At 70.5% G+C, this 16,491-nt stretch carries 15 protein-coding genes; 10 read left to right on the top strand and 5 right to left on the bottom strand.

Translation table 11 applies throughout. The annotated features are described in order from the left end of the window. Window positions 1-24: 24 nt before the first annotated feature. The 3 genes from BGO91_RS18170 to BGO91_RS18160 all read right to left on the bottom strand — a co-directional run bounded on the left by BGO91_RS18170 (window position 25) and on the right by BGO91_RS18160 (window position 2,733). The gene (locus BGO91_RS18170) at window positions 25-510 is read right to left on the bottom strand and encodes an aromatic ring-opening dioxygenase LigA (protein WP_290474143.1); all 486 of its coding nucleotides are present in this window, start codon (window positions 508-510) and stop codon (window positions 25-27) included. A gap of 157 nt (window positions 511-667) precedes the next feature. Next, window positions 668-1,249: an antibiotic biosynthesis monooxygenase gene (locus BGO91_RS18165; RefSeq protein ID WP_290474142.1), complete on the bottom strand. Its 582-nt coding sequence runs from the start codon at window positions 1,247-1,249 to the stop codon at window positions 668-670. A 44-nt stretch (window positions 1,250-1,293) separates the two neighbouring features. After that, window positions 1,294-2,733 (bottom strand): PucR family transcriptional regulator, encoded by a 1,440-nt coding sequence (locus tag BGO91_RS18160; protein WP_290474141.1) that lies wholly within the window; start codon window positions 2,731-2,733, stop codon window positions 1,294-1,296. Window positions 2,734-2,849: 116 nt separating this feature from the next. On the opposite strand from BGO91_RS18160, the gene pxpA reads away from it, so the two are divergent. Genes pxpA through BGO91_RS18135 form a run of 5 tightly spaced genes read left to right on the top strand, consistent with a single transcriptional unit; the run spans window position 2,850 to window position 7,053 of the window. Further along, entirely contained in the window at window positions 2,850-3,581 is a 732-nt protein-coding gene (gene pxpA / locus BGO91_RS18155) for a 5-oxoprolinase subunit PxpA (protein ID WP_290474140.1), read from the top strand. Window positions 3,582-3,607: 26 nt separating this feature from the next. Then, complete coding sequence (locus BGO91_RS18150; protein ID WP_290474139.1) at window positions 3,608-3,856, top strand: acetyl-CoA carboxylase; 249 nt, start codon at window positions 3,608-3,610, stop codon at window positions 3,854-3,856. Beyond that, a complete protein-coding gene (locus tag BGO91_RS18145; protein ID WP_290474138.1) occupies window positions 3,853-5,196 on the top strand; it encodes an acetyl-CoA carboxylase biotin carboxylase subunit in 1,344 nt (447 codons plus the stop codon). Before BGO91_RS18150 ends, BGO91_RS18145 begins: the two co-directional genes overlap by 4 nt. Continuing rightward, the gene (locus tag BGO91_RS18140; protein WP_290474137.1) at window positions 5,193-6,089 is read left to right on the top strand and encodes a carboxyltransferase domain-containing protein; all 897 of its coding nucleotides are present in this window, start codon (window positions 5,193-5,195) and stop codon (window positions 6,087-6,089) included. Before BGO91_RS18145 ends, BGO91_RS18140 begins: the two co-directional genes overlap by 4 nt. Next, on the top strand, window positions 6,079-7,053 hold the full coding sequence (locus tag BGO91_RS18135; protein WP_290474136.1) for a biotin-dependent carboxyltransferase family protein: 975 nt from the start codon (window positions 6,079-6,081) through the stop codon (window positions 7,051-7,053). The genes BGO91_RS18140 and BGO91_RS18135 overlap by 11 nt, the downstream gene beginning before the upstream one ends. 21 nt (window positions 7,054-7,074) lie before the next feature. Here the strand turns inward: BGO91_RS18135 and BGO91_RS18130 are convergent, their stop codons facing one another. Then, window positions 7,075-8,127, bottom strand: coding sequence for a LacI family DNA-binding transcriptional regulator (locus BGO91_RS18130; protein WP_290474135.1), 1,053 nt, complete (start codon window positions 8,125-8,127; stop codon window positions 7,075-7,077). A 402-nt stretch (window positions 8,128-8,529) separates the two neighbouring features. On the opposite strand from BGO91_RS18130, the gene BGO91_RS18125 reads away from it, so the two are divergent. From BGO91_RS18125 to BGO91_RS18105, 5 genes are read left to right on the top strand one after another with little or no spacing between them, the layout of a single operon-like run. Continuing rightward, complete coding sequence (locus tag BGO91_RS18125) at window positions 8,530-9,780, top strand: extracellular solute-binding protein (protein ID WP_290474134.1); 1,251 nt, start codon at window positions 8,530-8,532, stop codon at window positions 9,778-9,780. Window positions 9,781-9,794: 14 nt separating this feature from the next. Next, a complete protein-coding gene (locus BGO91_RS18120) occupies window positions 9,795-10,934 on the top strand; it encodes a carbohydrate ABC transporter permease (RefSeq protein ID WP_290474133.1) in 1,140 nt (379 codons plus the stop codon). 8 nt (window positions 10,935-10,942) lie between these two features. Beyond that, window positions 10,943-11,842 carry a carbohydrate ABC transporter permease gene (locus tag BGO91_RS18115; RefSeq protein WP_290474495.1) on the top strand — a complete coding sequence of 300 codons (900 nt, stop codon included), beginning with the start codon at window positions 10,943-10,945 and terminating at the stop codon, window positions 11,840-11,842. Further along, complete coding sequence (locus tag BGO91_RS18110; RefSeq protein ID WP_290474132.1) at window positions 11,839-12,627, top strand: Type 1 glutamine amidotransferase-like domain-containing protein; 789 nt, start codon at window positions 11,839-11,841, stop codon at window positions 12,625-12,627. The genes BGO91_RS18115 and BGO91_RS18110 overlap by 4 nt, the downstream gene beginning before the upstream one ends. Beyond that, window positions 12,624-14,621: a glycogen debranching N-terminal domain-containing protein gene (locus BGO91_RS18105; protein WP_290474131.1), complete on the top strand. Its 1,998-nt coding sequence runs from the start codon at window positions 12,624-12,626 to the stop codon at window positions 14,619-14,621. Before BGO91_RS18110 ends, BGO91_RS18105 begins: the two co-directional genes overlap by 4 nt. Window positions 14,622-15,298: 677 nt before the next feature. Here BGO91_RS18105 and BGO91_RS18100 read toward each other — a convergent pair. After that, window positions 15,299-16,372 (bottom strand): NAD(P)-binding domain-containing protein, encoded by a 1,074-nt coding sequence (locus BGO91_RS18100; protein ID WP_290474130.1) that lies wholly within the window; start codon window positions 16,370-16,372, stop codon window positions 15,299-15,301. Window positions 16,373-16,491 lie beyond the last annotated feature (119 nt).

Here is a 16,491-nt window from a genome sequence, read left to right as displayed (position 1 = left end):
GACGCGGAACCGATCCCACCCGTGCTACACCGCCGGCGCTGCTGCGGCGCCGGCGCCCGCGCGGCGCGGAGCGATGAGCGAGATGGCGCAGCCCAGCAGGGCGATGATCACGCCCGCACCCATGGCGAACGCCGCCACGCCGAACGAGACCACAGAGGTGAAGAGCGACGCACGCAGGAAGGAGGCGTTCATGACCATCGGACGCAGCGGGTCGTCCTGCTCCAGCTCGGCGTAGGTCTTGCCGCCCGAGAGCTTCTCCGCGTGCGTGTTGATGATGTCGGCCTGCGCGAGGGCGGTGAAGGGTCCGGCGACGGTCTGCCCGCCGAACGCGGCCGCGTCCTCGCTCACGGTGATCTTCTGCGCCTGCAGCTGGCTGCTCACCACGCCCCAGACCACGCCGCCCGCGATCACCATGACCAGTCCGGCGATGACGGCGAGGATCCCCACCGGCCGCACCAGTCGAGTGGCCCAGGTCGAAGTTGCCGATCGCGTCTCTGTTGCAACGGTCACGATGAATCCTTCCGGCGGCGGCAATCCCGCCGCATCGTCGCGTGCGGTGGTTACCGCACGATCGAATTCTACGCGCTGTAGAAGTTCGATATTCGACATTCCTCGCCAAAGGGCGCAAGGATCCCGACAGGAACGCCGGCGTCGGCGACGGCGGCGCTCAGCGGCGCAGCCAGGGCTGCAGCATCCGGGTGACGAACGGCAGCAGGAGGTACGTCATGGTCGGCGTGAGGCAGAGCGTGCTGATGAGCACGGTCGCCAGCGGCCACAGCGAGTGCCAGCCCGGAACGAACGTGACGGTCAGCCAGGTGAAAAGGAGCGACAGCGGAAAGAACCCGAGCCAGATGGTCACCGCCTGCTTCCAGCGGGGCGGCGCGGCCGGCACGCCCGGCTGCGGGGCGTCGAACCAGCCCTCGATGCCGGTGCGCCGCTCCACCCGCGAGACCTCGACCAGTTCGCGGCCGTCGTAGAGCCAGGTCGCGCGGTCGTCGGAGGCCTCCCAGGCCTCGAGCGTGCCCGCGTCGGCGAAGCGGTAGAGCATGTGCCACTCGTCGGAATCGGCGTGGGCGCGCACCCAGCCCGAGCCGAGGAACCCCTCGTAGGTGTTCGCGAGGTTGACGCCGGACTGGACCCAGCGGGTGACCTCGGGCAGACGGCTGCCGTCGACGCGGCGCGTGATGGAGACGGTGATCGGAAGGCGGAGCGCTTGTGGCGCATCCTGCAACGACTCTTGTGGAGACATGTCTCCATTGTCGCCGCCGATCGTTACGACGGTGTTTCGGTGACCTATCGCCCGGAGACGATCTCCAGGGCGAACAGGAGCGTCGCCCGCGCACGGCCGTCGCCGAGGTCGACGCCGAGCAGGTGCTCGATCCGCTGCAACCGATAGCTCAGTGTGTTGCGGTGGATGAACAGGCGCTGGCAGACGAGCTTCGCGGAGCCGCCGAGCTCCAGGTAGGCCTCCAGCGTGCGGTAGAGGACGCCGTCTCCGTCGAGGAGGGGGCCCAGCGTTCGGCGCGCAAGAGCGGTCAGTCCCGCGTTGGGCAGCGCGCCCACGAGTGCACCGAGGTCGACGATGGGCAGTGGATGCACACCGGCGACCGGCTCGGCCCGTCGCGCCACCTGGATGACGATGCTGAGCTCGTCGAGCGCGATCCCGTGGGTGTACCCGGCGTCGATCCCCTCCGCCTGATCGACGGCGGACCGCAGCACATCGCTCAGATCGCCCGAATCCCGGACGCCCTGCATGACGAGCGTCGCCTGGTACGCCTCGTCGTAGAAGCGCACGCACCGGTACTTCTCCTCGAGGAGCACCCGCAACCGCCAGGTCACCAGCCGCAGCACCGCACTCGAGACCGCCTCCGGGCGGCGGAGGACGACGGCGTCCCACGTGTCGTCCGGTGCGAATCCGGCATCGACGGCCAGCGGCCGCAGCACCTCGGGCGCGACGCCTCGCCGGTCGCTCAGCGCTTCGATGAAGCGGGCAGCGGAGTGGGAGTGCAACGGGGACCGGGCGGCGAGCGTGTAGGAGAGCTGCATCGCCAGAACGGCCGCCGTCGGTCCCAGCAGCGGCTGGAGCAGCACGGCGTCGCCCTCAGTCTCGAGCCGCAGGTGGAATCCGTCGCGCTCACCGCCGGGAAGGGCGAGGGTGGTGCGGGAGCCGGCGCCGGGCTCGAATCGGAGGTCCCCCGCCCGGGCGAGGGTGAACCCGGCCGGGTCGACCAACGCCGCGTTGCCGCCGATCCGCTCGGCCACCCGCTCGAGGATGACCGCGGGTGCCGCGCCCTCGGTGGCCAGCTGCGTGCACTCGTTCGCGAGATCCCACCCGCGCCGGGCGACCTGGTATCGCTCGGCCGCGAGACCCTCCCAGATGTGCCGGCTCAGCTTGACCAGGGGAAACCCCGCGTCGAGTTCGACGAGCGGCAGCCCCTGCCGTTCGCACGCGCCGACCAGGCCGATCGGCGTCGTCATGTGGATCGTGCCGAGACCGAACCCGAGACCGCTCGCCCCGGCGGCGATCAGTCTCTCGACGTAGGCGTCCCACGTCCGCGCGTCCACGAAGTGCAGGCCCATCCCGAGCGTCAGCACGAACTCGCCTCGGCTGAGGAACGGGGTGGGATCCATCAGCTCCGTCTGGGCGCAGGCGGTGATCGTGCGGTTCAGCCGGTCGGGAGGGACGGGAGCGCGCAGCTCCACATCGAGCGCGGAGTCCTCCAGCAGATCCATCACCCTCACCGCGCCGCCCCCGTTCCTCTCGCTTCGTGCACTTGCACGATATCGTCATACCTACTTGGGCATATGCACCAGCGCGCCCCCTCCGCGTCGCCGTTAGCGTGGTCGGCATGGTCGACCAGCGTAGGTTCCCCACCATCAATTCGGACATGGGCGAGGCGTTCGGGCTGCACTCCTTCGGAAGCGACGCCGAGCTGATGCCGGTGCTCGATTTCGCGAACGTCGCGTGCGGTTTCCACGCCGGCGATCCCCAGGTGATGGCGTCGACCGTCGCCCTGGCGAAGGAGCACGGGGTCGCCGTCGGCTCTCATCCCGGGCTTCCCGACCTCACAGGGTTCGGGCGGCGCGCCATGGCCTTGTCTCCGGACGAGGTCGAGAACCTCATCGTCTATCAGACCGGAGCTCTCGTCGGGTTCCTCGATCGGGCCGGTCTCGCACTCAGTCATATCAAGCCGCACGGCGCTCTCTGGGGGATGCTCGCCGCCGACGACGAGCTGATGCGCGCGGCCGCCCGTGCGGTCCGCGTCTTCGACGTCCCGTTCTTCGGGCTGTCGGGCACCGCGCACGAACGGGTGTGCGCCGAGGAGTCCGTGCCGTTCGTCGGGGAGCTGTACGTCGACATGGACTACAACCCCGACGGCACTCTCGCCCTGGTCCGTTCGGCGCATCGGACCGACCCCGATGCCGCAGCGGACCGGGTGCGGCGCGCGATCGCCGGGCTGCCCATCCCGGCGATCGACGGCAGCCCGCTCCTGCTCCGCTTCGACACGGTCTGCGTCCACTCGGACGCACCCAATTCGATCGACGTCGCGCGCGCCGTGCGCGCGGCCCTGACCACGTGAACAACCGACGAAAGGTCTCATCCGACGTGTCCGACATCATCTCGCCCCTCCCGGGCATCTTCTACCGCCGACCGGCACCCGACAAGGACGTCTTCGTCCAGGAGGGCGACCTGGTCGACGCCGGTCAGACGATCGGCATCGTGGAGATCATGAAGCAGTTCACCGAGATCCAGGCCACCACCGCCGGCCGGGTCGGCGCGTTCCAGGTCGAGGACTTCGGTGCGGTCTCCCCGGGTGACGTCATCGTCACACTCGCGACGGACGGCCTCCGATGAAGACGCTCCTCGTCGCCAACCGCGGGGAGATCGCCGTCCGGATCGTCCGGTCCGCGCACGCCCTCGGGATCCGGACCGTCGTGGTGGCGTCCGAGGCGGACCGCGACTCTCTCGCCGCCACCGTGGCCGACGAGGTCGTCGTGATCGGTCCCGCCGCCGCGCCGGCGTCCTACCTGGATATCGACGCCGTGCTGGGAGCCGCCGACGCATCGGGAGCGGACGCGGTCCACCCGGGCTACGGGTTCCTCAGCGAGAACGCGGAGTTCGCTCGCCGGGTGATCGCGTCGGGCCGGGTCTGGGTCGGCCCGGCTCCGGACAGCATCGAGCTCATGGGGGACAAGGCCCGCGCCATCGCCGCCGCCCGCACCGCGCACGTCCCCGTGCTGCCCGGGTCGGACGGCGTTCTCGGCTCCGACTCGGACGCCCTGGCGATCGCCCGCGCGATCGGCTACCCGCTGCTCGTCAAAGCCAGCGCCGGAGGCGGGGGACGCGGGATCCGGCTCGTCCGGGAGGAGGAGGCGTTGCTGTCATCGCTCGCGACGGCGCGCGCCGAAGCCGCCGCCTCCTTCGGCGACGACGGCGTGTACCTCGAGCGCTTCGTCGACTCCGCGCGGCACGTCGAAGTCCAGATCCTCGGCGACGGCCGGCGCGCCGTGCACCTGGGCGACCGCGATTGCACGATGCAGCGACGATCGCAGAAGGTCCTCGAGGAGGCCCCGGCCCCCGAGCTACCGGGCGAGGTGCGGGAGCGCATCGCACGGGCCGCCGTGAGCCTGGCCGAGTCGACGCGGTACATCGGCGCCGGAACCGTCGAGTTCCTCTACGATCCCGTCAGCCGCGAGGCCTTCTTCATCGAGATGAACACGCGCCTGCAGGTGGAGCACCCGATCACCGAGGCCATCACCGGCATCGACCTGGTGCAGCACCAACTGCGCATCGCGGACGGGGAACCCCTGGGGATGGAGCAGCAGGACATCGTGTTCAGCGGGCACGCCATCGAATGCCGGATCAACGCCGAGGATCCCGAGCGCGGATTCTTCCCCAGCCCGGGCCGCATCGAGCGGATGGACTGGCCCGCCGGGGCGCGCGTCGAAACCGGCTACGCGTCCGGCTCCACCGTCACGCCCTACTACGACTCCCTGGTCGCCAAGCTGATCGTCCACGCCCCGACCCGCGCGGAGGCGATCACCGCGATGCTCGACGCACTCGATCGCACCAGCATCGACGGCATCGCCACGACCCTCCCGCTGCACCGACGGCTGCTCGCGACGGACGCGTTCGCCGAAGCGACGCACACCACCACGTTCGTCGAATCCCTCGCCGTGCTGGAGACGTCGTGAGAGACGCAGGCGCGGGCCGGGCGCGCCTGAGCTGGGGCGGGGACGAGTTCCTTTTCGTCGAGGTGGACGAGGAGATGAGCCTCGGAGCGAACGTCACGGTGATGGCGATGAGCGCCGGGCTGAAGGAGCGCGACCTGCCCGGGATCATCGACATCTGCCCGGCGAACGCGTCGATGCTGGTCCGCTTCGATCCCGACGCGCTCCCGTTCGCCCGCCTCGAAGAGGTCGTGCGGGAGGTCGAGGCATCGTCCGCGGGCGCGTCGCGTCCCCTCGCGACCCGGGTCGTCGAGGTCCCGGTCTGGTACGACGATCCGTTCACCGCCGAGGTCGGAGCGCGGTTCCGCGAGGGATATCACCAGGCGCCCCACCAAACCGATCTGGAGTACGCCGCGGAGCTCAACGGGCTCGACGGACCGGCCGAGTTCATCCGCCGACACCACGAGCAGCCGTGGATCGTCTCGATGGTGGGGTTCGTCGCCGGCCTCCCGTTCCTCTACCAACTCGTCGAACGCGACAGGCAACTGGTCGTGCCCAAATACCTCAGCCCGCGCACGGACACTCCGCGGTTGACGGTCGGCCACGGCGGATGCTTCGGTGCGATCTACTCCGTCCGCGGGGCCGGCGGCTACCAGATGTTCGGAGTGGTCGCCCCGCCGATCTACGACCCCGAGCAACGACTCCCGGACTTCCACGAGTCGTCCGTGCTCTTCCGCCCGGGCGACATCGTCTCCTTCCGTCCGATCGGTCGGGAGGAGCACGAGGACATCCAGCGCGAGGTCGAAGCCGGCAGCTACCGCTATCGCCAGGCGCCCGTGCTGTTCGACCCCGCCCTCGCGCTCGCCGACCCGGCGGGGTCCAACGAGAAGATCAAGGAGCAGCTCCGTGACGCTTGACGTGATCCAACCCGGCCTCGCGACCTCGATCCAGGACGAAGGAAGAGCCGGCCACTACAGCCTGGGCTTCCCCGAAGGGGGCGCCATGGATCGGGAGTCCGCCCGGTTGGGCAACGCGCTCGTCGGCAACCCCGCGGACTGCGCCGTCCTCGAGTGCACTTACGTGGGGCCCGTGCTCGTGGCCGCGACGGGGGCGACGATCGCCGTGACCGGCGCGCCCGCCGACGTCCGCGTCAACGGCGAGCTGCGCGAGCAATGGACCAGGATCGAGCTCGAGCCGGGCGACGAGCTCTCCTTCGGGATGATCCGCGGCGGCACCCGCTATTACGTCGCCGTCCGCGGCGGGATCGACGTGCCCCGAGCGCTCGGGAGTCGGTCGACGTACGCGATCGGCTCGATCGGCGGAGTCGGGGGCCGTGCGCTCCGTGCCGGCGATCGGCTGCCCGTCGGATCCCCGACGGCGCCCCTTCCGCGCGGATCGTCGATCCACGAGAGCGCTCGCCCTCTCTTCGCGAAGGAGCAGGAGATCCGGGTCATGCTCGGCCTCTATCACCACCTCCTCACCGCCGAGGGCGCCCGCCGCCTGGTGGAGGAGGAATGGATCCTCACCCCGACGGCCGACCGCATGGGGCTGCGCTACAACGGTCCGGGCGTGGGATGGCGCGATCGGCCCCAGCCGTTCGGAGCGGGCCACGACCCCTCGAACATCGTCGATGCCGGCTACGCGGTCGGATCCATCCAGATCCCGGGAGGCACGCAACCGATCGTCCTCCATCGCGATGCCGTCTCGGGCGGAGGCTACGCGACCGTCGGAACGGTGATCACCGCCGACATGGACGTCCTGGCGCGCGCGGCGCCGGGCACGTTGACGCGGTTCCTTCCCGTCACGATGGAGCAGGCGCTCGGCGAGCGACGCGCGCGGCGTGACCGGCTGCGGGAGGTCGTCCGCTCGCTGATGGACTGACCGCGGGCGCCGGGGCGGGCGTCAGCGGGGCGCGATGAGAGCAGGACCGCCGCGCACGACGAGGCGCGGGGCGACGAGCCGGTGTCGCGGGTCGGTGAGGTCGTCGTCGGCGCGCACCCGGCCGCCGTGGGCGCCGGTGAGCAGTTCGAGCACGCCCGCGGCGACGGCGTCGAGCGGCTGCTCCACGCTCGAGTAGCCGAGCGAGGCGGCCACGGGGGTGTTGTCGTAGCCGATCACGGGGATGCGGCTCCCGACGACGGTCAGCGCGCCGAGAGCGAGCGAGTCGGAGGTGCAGACGACCGCGTCGATGCCGTCCGGCCCGGCGGTGGCCTGCAGCCGGCGCATGGCGTCGGCGCCGAACGTGACGCCGTCTTCCGCGACCGCCTGCAGCGCCGGGAGGTCCGACTCGGGAACCGCACCCGCGGCGCGCATGGCCTCGAGCCATCCTTCGCGCCGATCGTCGCCCGTGCCGGACCCGCTGGGCCAGCCGAGGAAGGCGATCCGGCGGGCGCCCTGGGCGAGCAGATGGGCCGTCGCATCCCGCAGGCCGGAGCGTCCGTCCACGTCGACCCAGAGGTGCTGCGGATCGGTCATGTCGTCGATCCCCCACGGCCGGCCGAAGGTCACGAACGACTGGCCGTGCTCGATCAGCCACTCGGTGCGCGGATCGCCGTGGAAGGTGGAGGTGAGCACGAAGCCGTCGACGTCGGCCGCGTCCGAGAGGCGGCGGAACTGGGCGATCTCGTCGTCCGGGCTGTCGGCCGTGAAGAGCAGGACGCGCAGGCCCTTGCGATCGGCCTGCTCGGTGAAGGAGTGGAGGAAGCGGTCGAGGATGCTGCCCGAGATGCCGTCCTGGGTGATCGGGTCGAGCCGGATGCCGATCGTGGAGCTCTTCTGGGTGCGCAGCCGGCGGGCGGAGGCGTGCGGCCGGTAGCCGAGGCGCCCGATCGCGTCCTGCACGCGCTCCCGGGTCGCGGGGCGCACCAGCTCGGGCGCGTTGAGCACGTTGGAGACGGTCTGCCGGGAGACGCCGGCGGCGTCGGCGACGTCACTGACGGTGGGCTGGGCACCCATGGCGGCCTCCTCTCGACGCGGTCGTGGCTGGATCTCGACCCTATCGTCCGCCCGCTTGACAGGCCGGGAAGGCCATGGTTATGGTGACTGCAATCCGATTTGATCGTTCAAAAGGGACGCTAGCACGTCACGATTTGATCGTTCAAGACACGGATCGTTCCATGAACCGCAGCACGACGGACCAGAGGAGGTCGGATGCCCGCACCGAGGCGCAGCGTCCCTTCACCGCTCCGTCGTCCCCCGGCGGCCTCCTCGCAGGTTCGCTCGATTACAGTCGGCGCGGCGGCAACGCGCACAGCCCCCTCCACAGCGTCCGCCCCGACCTGATCCCTCCACACTTTCCCGCCCCCACCCTCTGCGCGCCCGATCCGTCGGGCACGCTCACACCAAGGAGAGAAACACATGCGCAAGAACACCAACAGGTGGATCGCGAGCGGCGCCGTCGCCGTCGCGACCGCCCTGGCGCTGACGGCCTGCGGGTCCGGCTTCAGCGGCAGCAGCAGCAGCGACTCGGGCAAGCTCACGTCGTCCGACAAGGCCCTCACGGTCATGATCGGCTCGTCGGGCGACGCCGAGACCACCGCGGTCAAGTCGGCCGTCTCCGACTGGTCGAAGAGCTCGGGCACCAAGGCCTCCGTCGTCGCGGCCACCGACCTCAACCAGCAGCTCTCACAGGGCTTCGCGGCGAAGAAGCCGGCCGACGTGTTCTACCTGTCGACCGACGCCCTCGCCGGCTACGCGTCCAACGGCTCGCTCCTCGCCTACGGCGACCAGCTGAGCAACAAGAGCGACTTCTACCCGAGCCTGGTCAAGTCCTTCACCTACGACGGCAAGTTCTACTGCGCGCCGAAGGACTTCTCGACCCTGCAGCTCATCATCAACGACGACATGTGGAAGGCGGCGGGCCTGACCGACGCCGACATCCCGAAGACCTGGGACCAGCTCGAGTCCGTCAGCAAGAAGCTGACCACCGCCGACCACGTCGGCCTCGGCATCTCCGGTGAGTACGCCCGCATCGGCTCCTTCATGGTCCAGGCCGGCGGCAACCTCATGAACGACGACTCCACCAAGGCCACCGCGAACAGCGACGCCAACGTGAAGGCGCTCGACTACGTCAAGACGCTGCTCAACGGCGGCGAGCTGAAGTACGCCAAGGACCTCGGCGCCGGCTGGGGCGGCGAGGCGTTCGGCAAGGGCCTCGCAGCGATGACCATCGAGGGCAACTGGATCACCGGTGGCCTGAAGGCCGACTACCCGGACGTCAAGTACACCGTCGCCGAGCTCCCCGCCGGCCCGGCCGGCCAGGGCACCCTGCAGTTCACCAACTGCTGGGGCATCGCCGCCGACAGCCCCAACCAGGCCGCCGCGCTCAAGCTCGTCGAGCAGCTGACCAGCAAGGACGACCAGCTCGCCTTCTCGAAGGCCTTCGGCCCGATGCCGTCGATCAAGTCGGCCGCCTCCGAGTGGAAGTCGGCCAACCCGGCGCTCGTCCCGTTCCTCTCCGCCGCCGACTACGCCAAGGGCGTGCCGACCGCGAAGGGCTCGGCCGACGTCGTCACCGACCTCAACAGCAAGCTGGAGTCGCTGGCCACGGGTGACCCGAAGGCCATCCTGGACGCGACCCAGAAGAACCTCGAAGCACTGCTGAAGTAGGAGCGAACCCTCCCATGTCGCAAACCACGAGTCGGTCTCGCCGTTCCGGAATCCGGCGCGGCGAGGCCGCCTCGGGGTGGTTGTTCACCGCCCCGGTCATCATCCTGCTCGGCGTGTTCCTCGTCGTCCCCGTGCTCATGGCACTGTGGGTGAGCTTCTCCGACTGGGGAGGCCGGGGCAGCCCCTTCTCCTCCGACGTCAACTTCATCGGACTGAAGAATTACACGTCGATCCTCGCGGGCGGCGGCCTGGCCGAGCAGGACTTCGGCATGTCGCTGAAGAACAACGCCTGGTACGTCGTCCTCGTGGTGCCGATCCAGACGGCCGTCTCCCTCGGCCTCGCGGTCCTCGTCAACCGGGCCGTCCTGCGCGGGCGCGGCTTCTTCCGCACCGCCTTCTACTTCCCCTCCGTCACGAGCTCGGTGGCCATCACCGTGCTGTGGCTCTTCCTCTTCAGCACCACGGGCGCCGTCAACCAGATGCTGTCGTGGATCGGGATCAACGGACCGAACTGGTTCAACGACCCCGACGGCATCGTCCACAACTTCCTCGGCATCTTCGGCGTGCGGCAGGGCCCCGGCGCCCTCACTCAGAACACCCTGCTCGGCGTCTCCTGGTGGGACTGGCTGGGCGGTCCGTCCGTCGCCATGACGGCGTACATCATCATGGCCGTGTTCACCACGAGCGGCACGTTCATGCTCCTCTTCATCGCCGCGCTCCAGAACCTGGGCGGCGACATCACCGAGGCCGCCATGATGGACGGCGCGAACGGCTGGCAGCGCTTCTGGCGCATCACCCTCCCGCAGCTGCGCCCGACCCTCTTCACCGTGCTGACCCTCGGCCTCATCGGCTGCTGGCAGGTCTTCGACCAGATCTACACGGGCACCAAGGGCGCCCCCGGCAAGACGACGCTGACCCCGGCCTATCAGTCGTACAAGACGTCGTTCGTCGACCAGAACTGGGGGCAGGGCGCGGCGATCGCGTTCATCCTGTTCGTCATCATCGTGCTGTTCACGATCTTCCAGCGCTGGGTGCTGCGCGAGCGCGCGGTCTCGAAGCGCCGGATGCGCCTCTACCAGCCCGCTGTCACGGCGAGCACCGCCGTACCCGCCGGCACGACCGCCGCAGCCGCGGAGAAGGAGCCGAAGCGATGACCGCGACACTGTCCTCCGCGCCGTCCGGCGCCGAGAAGCCGGCCGCCGCACCCGCGGCGCGTCCGCCCCGCCGCCGCTCCAACGGCACGGTCGCCGCGACCTCGGTCAGCTACGCGATCCTCGTCGTGCTCGCGGTCGTGTACATCCTGCCGTTCCTCATCCAACTCGCGACGTCGTTCAAGACCGACGCGGATGCCACGGCCCACCCCGTCTCCCTCATCCCCCAGGTGTGGACGACGGCGGCGTACACGAAGCTCTTCCTCAACTCCGACTTCCCGACCTGGTTCGCGAACTCGGCGATCGTGACGATCTTCGTGACCCTCGGCCGCGTATTCTTCAACTCGCTCGCCGGCTATGCGCTCGCCCGCCTGCACTTCCGCGGCCGGGGCGTCATCTTCGCCGCGCTCGTCGCGGTCATGTCGGTGCCGATGGTCGTGCTGCTCATCCCGAAGTTCCTGGTGATCAACCAGCTCGGCATCTACGACTCGTACGCGGGCATGATCCTGCCGCTGCTGACGGACGCGGCCGGGGTCTTCATCATGAAGAACTTCTTCGAGTCGATCCCCGCCAGCGTGGAGGAGCAGGCCAGGATCGACGGCGCCAGCACGTTCCGCGTGTTCTGGTCGATCGTGCTGCCGATGGCGCGTCCCGCCCTCGTCACGATCATCATCCTGTCGTTCCAGGGATCGTGGAACGAGCTCGCGCACTTCATCGTCTCCACGCAGGATCCGGCTCTCACCACCCTGACCAAGGGCGTGGCCGGGCTCGCGAGCGGGCAGCTCAGCCAGGGCAACCAGTTCCCGATCAAGCTGGCGGCGGCCGCGCTCATGACCATCCCCGTGGCCGTGATGTTCTTCATCTTCCAGCGCCGCATCATGAACTCGAGCGAGGGAGCGGTGAAGGAGTGACCGCCGCCGCGCCCACGATCGTCGCGACCTGCGGCGGCCTGAACGGCGGCGACTGGACCGATTCGGTCTACGGCCCGCTGCTCCAGCACGCCATCGAGCTCGCCCGGGTGACCGGGCGCGCTCCGCGGGTCACGCACATCAACACGGCCGGCGGCGACCAGCGCCACGTCGAGGGCGCCGAGCTCGAGGCCGCCCGCCTCGCCGGGGTCGAGGCCAGCCACGTCCGGTTCTTCCCGCACCCCAACACCCCCGACCTGCGGGAGCACCTGCTCCGCCAGGACATCGTGTGGGTCAGCGGGGGGAGCCTCGTCAACCTGCTCGCCGTCTGGCGCGCACACGGCCTCGACCGTCTGCTCGCCGAGGCGTGGCAGGCGGGGGTCGTGCTCGCCGGAGGCTCCGCCGGCGCACTGTGCTGGCACGAAGGCGGCACGACCGCCTCCTACGGCCCCGGCATCAGCGCGGTGCCGGACGGTCTCGGCCTGCTCCCCGGCTCCCTCGGGGTGCACTGGGACTCCGACCCGAAGCGGCGGCCCGCGCACCTCGCGGCCATCGCCGACGGCACCCTCGCCGACGGCTACGCCCTCGAGGAGGGCGTCGGCCTCGTCTACCGCGGGCGCGAACTCGTCGACGTGGTCGCCGAGCGCGACGGCGCCTCCGCCTGGGAGCTGCACCGCACCGACGGCTCCGTCACCGAGACGCGCGTGGCGCCGCGCGTCCTCCCCCACGAATCCACCGACCGATCCACATTCACACCCCCTAACGAGGAGGCGCGACAGCCACGATGACCCACCCGCTCCAACCCCTGCTGCACGACAGCGTCGTGGTCCTGACCGCGCCCAGCCAGGCCTGGTCCACCGCCGACGGCGACGTGGACGGCGTCGGCATCCACGGCTTCTTCCACTCCGACCTGCGCGTGCTCGACCGCATCGGCCTCTCGGTCGCCGGATCGACGCTCGAGCACATCGCGACCGCCGGCCCGGACGCCGCCACCGCCGTCTTCACCTCGCTCGCACGCGGCCTCGACGACTCCACCGCCGACCCCCGCGTCCGCGTCGAGCGCACCCGCGAGGTGCGTGCCGGCGTGCTGCGCGAGACCGTGGTGGTCCGCAACGCGCTGCGCGAGCCCGTCTCCACCACGGTGTCCGTCGGCGTCCGCGGCGACTTCAGTCCGATGCAGGTCGTCAAGGCCGGTCTTTCGGGCGCCGAGCACCCGGTCGAGACGTCCGTCGACGGCTCCACGCTCACGTTCGTCTCCGGACTCGTCAGCGCTGTCCTGCGCGCCGACGGCGCCCGCATCGAGTCCGACGGCACCGCGGCGACCCTGCTGTGGGATGTCGAGGTCGCCGGCAACAGCGCCACGACCCTCTCGTGGGAGATCGCCGTCGACGACCCGACCGCCGTGGTCGCCGGCGCCGGCCCCTCCGCCGACTGGGCGGCCTTCAGCGCCTCCACCGGCGACTCGCGCCTGGCCTCGTGGCTGGAGCGCGCACTGGCCGACCTGCAGTCGCTGCGCATGACGACCACCGCCCGCCCCGACGACGTCTTCCTCGCCGCCGGTGCTCCGTGGTTCTTCACGCTGTTCGGCCGCGACTCGATCTGGGCCGCCCGGATGCTCCTCCCGCTCGGCACCGACCTCGCCGCCTCCACCCTCCGTGTGCTCGCCGCCCTCCAGGGCACCGAGACGGTGGGCGAGACGGCCGAGCAGCCGGGCAAGATCATGCACGAGCTGCGCCCGTCCGCCCTGACCATCCCGGGCGAGGGCGTCGTGCTCCCGCCGCTCTACTACGGCACGGTCGACGCCACCGCGCTCTGGATCACGCTCCTGCACGACGCGTGGCGCTGGGGCATGCCGGCCGACGAGGTCGAGGCCCTCCTGCCCGCGCTCGAGGCTGCGCTGCTCTGGATGCGCGACCACGGTGACAGCGACGGCGACGGCTTCCTCGAGTACGTCGACACGACCGGCCACGGCCTCGCGAACCAGGGTTGGAAGGACTCCGGCGACTCCATCCAGTGGAACGACGGCACCCTCGCCGACGGCCCCATCGCGCTGTGCGAGGTGCAGGGGTACGCCTACGAGGCCGCCATCGGCGGCGCCGCCCTCCTGGAGGCCTTCGGCCGCGACGGCGCCGAGGAGTGGCGCGACTGGGCGGCCGCGCTCAAGTCCCGCTTCGCCGCCTCCTTCTGGATCGACGACCCCGCCGGCGCCTACCCGGCGATCGCGCTCGACGCGTCCAAGCGCAAGGTCGACTCCGTGACCAGCAACATCGGCCACCTGCTCGGCACCGGCATCCTCGAGCCCGGCCAGGCTGAGCTCATCGCCCGCCGCCTTGCGTCGCCCGAGCTGTCGTCCGGCTACGGCCTCCGCACGATGTCCAGCGCCGCCGGCGGCTACTGGCCGCTCAGCTACCACGGCGGCAGCGTCTGGGCCCACGACACCGCCATCGTCATCACCGGTCTCGCCCGCGAGGGCTTCGCCGCCGAGGCGGAGCAGCTCTCCGACGGCCTCCTCGCCGCCGCCGACGGCTTCGGCTACCGGATGCCCGAGCTGCACGCCGGTGACAGCACCGAGCAGACCGCCGCGCCCATCCCCTACCCGGCCGCCTGCCGCCCCCAGGCATGGTCCGCCGCCGCCGCCGTCGCCGTCCTCAGCGCCCGCCTCGGCCTGAGCGCAGACGCCCCCGCCGGCCGCTTCGACGTGGACCCCGGCTCCGCCGCGGCCAACACCCACGTGCGCGGCATCCGCTTCGCGGGCGAGCCCCGCGACGTCGACATCCCCTGACCGACACCTGACGCCCAAGAGGCCGGACGCTCCCCGCGTCCGGCCTCTTCTGCGTGCGGCGGTCGGCCTCCCTCCCTCCCGCCCGCCCTCCCGAGGGGTGAGTTGTTGCGGGTATCCACGCGCACCAGTCGCAACAGCTCACACCTCGCGCCCCAGAGCAGGCGCGCTTCGCGCGAGAGGTGAGTAGTTGCGGGTATCCCCCACCGAACACCCGCAACATGTCACCCCTCGCGAACCAAAGTCCCGCGCTTCGCGCGAGAGGTGAGTAGTTGCGGATATCCCCCACCGAATACCCGCAATAACTCACACCTCGCGGAACAACGGAGCCGCGCTTAGTGCGAGAGGTGAGTAGTTGCGGATATCCCCCACCGAACACCCGCAACGAGTCACCCCTCGCGAAACCGGGCGCGCGCGCTTCACCCGAGAGGTGAGTTGTTGCGGGTATTCACGCGAAATACCCGCAACAAGTCACCTCTCGCGCGAAGCCGCGCGCGCGTTTCGCGCGAGAGGTGAGTTGTTGCGGGTATCCGGGCGCGAGCACCCGCAACAAGTCACATCTCGCGGGACCGGGGCGCGGGCGTCGCGCACGAAGGGTGAGTAGTTGCGGGTATTCGCGCGGGATGGCCGCAACTAGTCGCACCTCGCGAGCGGGGCGCGCGGCACGGCGCGGGGCGCGGCTACAGCTGGGCCATGATCTGGCGGGCGATGACGCGGCCGGCGCGGTTGGCGCCGATGGTGCTCGCCTGAGGGCCGTAGCCGGCGAGGAAGATGCGGCTGTCCTGCCAGGAGGCGCCGGAGGCGACGGTCAGCCCTCCGGCCTTCTCGCGCAGCTTCAGCGGCGCGAGGTGCCGCAGCTCGGGCCGGAAGCCGGTCGCCCAGACGATGGCGTCCGCCTTGGTGACGGTGCCGTCGCTCCAGCGGACGCCGTCCGGCTCGATCGCGGTGAACATGGGTCGCTCGACGAGCAGCCCGCGCTCGATGCCGGCGGCGATGCGGCGGGTGCGCGGCACGCCGGTGCCGCTGACGATGCTGGGGAGGGCGGCGCCGGCGCGGGCGGCGGCGTCCTGCTGCTGCACGGCGGCGACACCTCCCTCGATCGTGAGCTCGGACTCGTCGCGGAAGTCGACCGGGCGCCGCGTGGCCCAGGCCAGCTCGCCGGCGATGCCCTCCAGCTCGAGCAGGAAGCCGATCGCGCTGGTGCCGCCGCCGACCACGACGACCGACTGGCCGGCGAACTCCTCGGCCGAGACGTAGTTCGAGGTGTGCACATGCCGTCCGGAGAATGTGTTCATTCCGGGATACCAGGGGATGAAGGGCGCGCCCCAGGTGCCGGAGGCGTTGACGACGACGCGCGTGACGGTCTCGCCCTGCGAGTGGCCGACGACGAGGTCGGCTCCCCGGTTGAAGACGCTCGACACCGCGACCGGGCGCTGCACCCGGAGGTCGAAGTGCTCCTCGTAGCGCCGGTAGTAGCCGGCGACGATGTCCTTGGCGGGGAGGGAGCGGTCGGCGGTGTCGAAGCTGAGTCCGACCTCGGCCATCCCGGGCAGATCGTTGACGTGATGGGCACTGCCGAGCTTGAGCGCATCCCAGCGGTGCTGCCACGCGCCGCCCGTGTGCGGGCCGCGGTCGAACAGGACGAAATCCTCGCCGGGGACGAGCTCGAACCGCCGCAGATAGTAGGCCACCGCGAGCCCCGCCTGGCCGGCACCGATCACGACGACCTGGGTCTCGGTCCTGCTCGTGGTCACGCTGTCATCCCATCATGTCCGGCTGTGCGCATACTCCGGGTCCATAGGGACCTGCATGCTAAACTCGATGCTAGTTTTTATTGTTTCTGTTCGGATCCCCGGGAGCCCTGCCCCCGGGC

The organism is Leifsonia sp. 71-9, assembly GCF_001898805.1.
Lineage (GTDB): Bacteria > Actinomycetota > Actinomycetes > Actinomycetales > Microbacteriaceae > Leifsonia.
This window is presented reverse-complemented; position numbering and strand designations above follow the sequence as displayed.

Excerpts from the sequence above, each read along its gene's own strand:
- BGO91_RS18160 (WP_290474141.1), bottom strand. The coding sequence starts at position 2,733 with ATGGATCTGCTGGAGGACTCCGCGCTCGATGTGGAGCTGCGCGCTCCC.
- BGO91_RS18125 (WP_290474134.1), top strand. The coding sequence starts at position 8,530 with ATGCGCAAGAACACCAACAGGTGGATCGCGAGCGGCGCCGTCGCCGTC.
- BGO91_RS18165 (WP_290474142.1), bottom strand. The coding sequence starts at position 1,249 with ATGTCTCCACAAGAGTCGTTGCAGGATGCGCCACAAGCGCTCCGCCTT.
- BGO91_RS18145 (WP_290474138.1), top strand. The coding sequence starts at position 3,853 with ATGAAGACGCTCCTCGTCGCCAACCGCGGGGAGATCGCCGTCCGGATC.
- BGO91_RS18130 (WP_290474135.1), bottom strand. The coding sequence starts at position 8,127 with ATGGGTGCCCAGCCCACCGTCAGTGACGTCGCCGACGCCGCCGGCGTC.
- BGO91_RS18120 (WP_290474133.1), top strand. The coding sequence starts at position 9,795 with ATGTCGCAAACCACGAGTCGGTCTCGCCGTTCCGGAATCCGGCGCGGC.
- BGO91_RS18105 (WP_290474131.1), top strand. The coding sequence starts at position 12,624 with ATGACCCACCCGCTCCAACCCCTGCTGCACGACAGCGTCGTGGTCCTG.
- pxpA (WP_290474140.1), top strand. The coding sequence starts at position 2,850 with ATGGTCGACCAGCGTAGGTTCCCCACCATCAATTCGGACATGGGCGAG.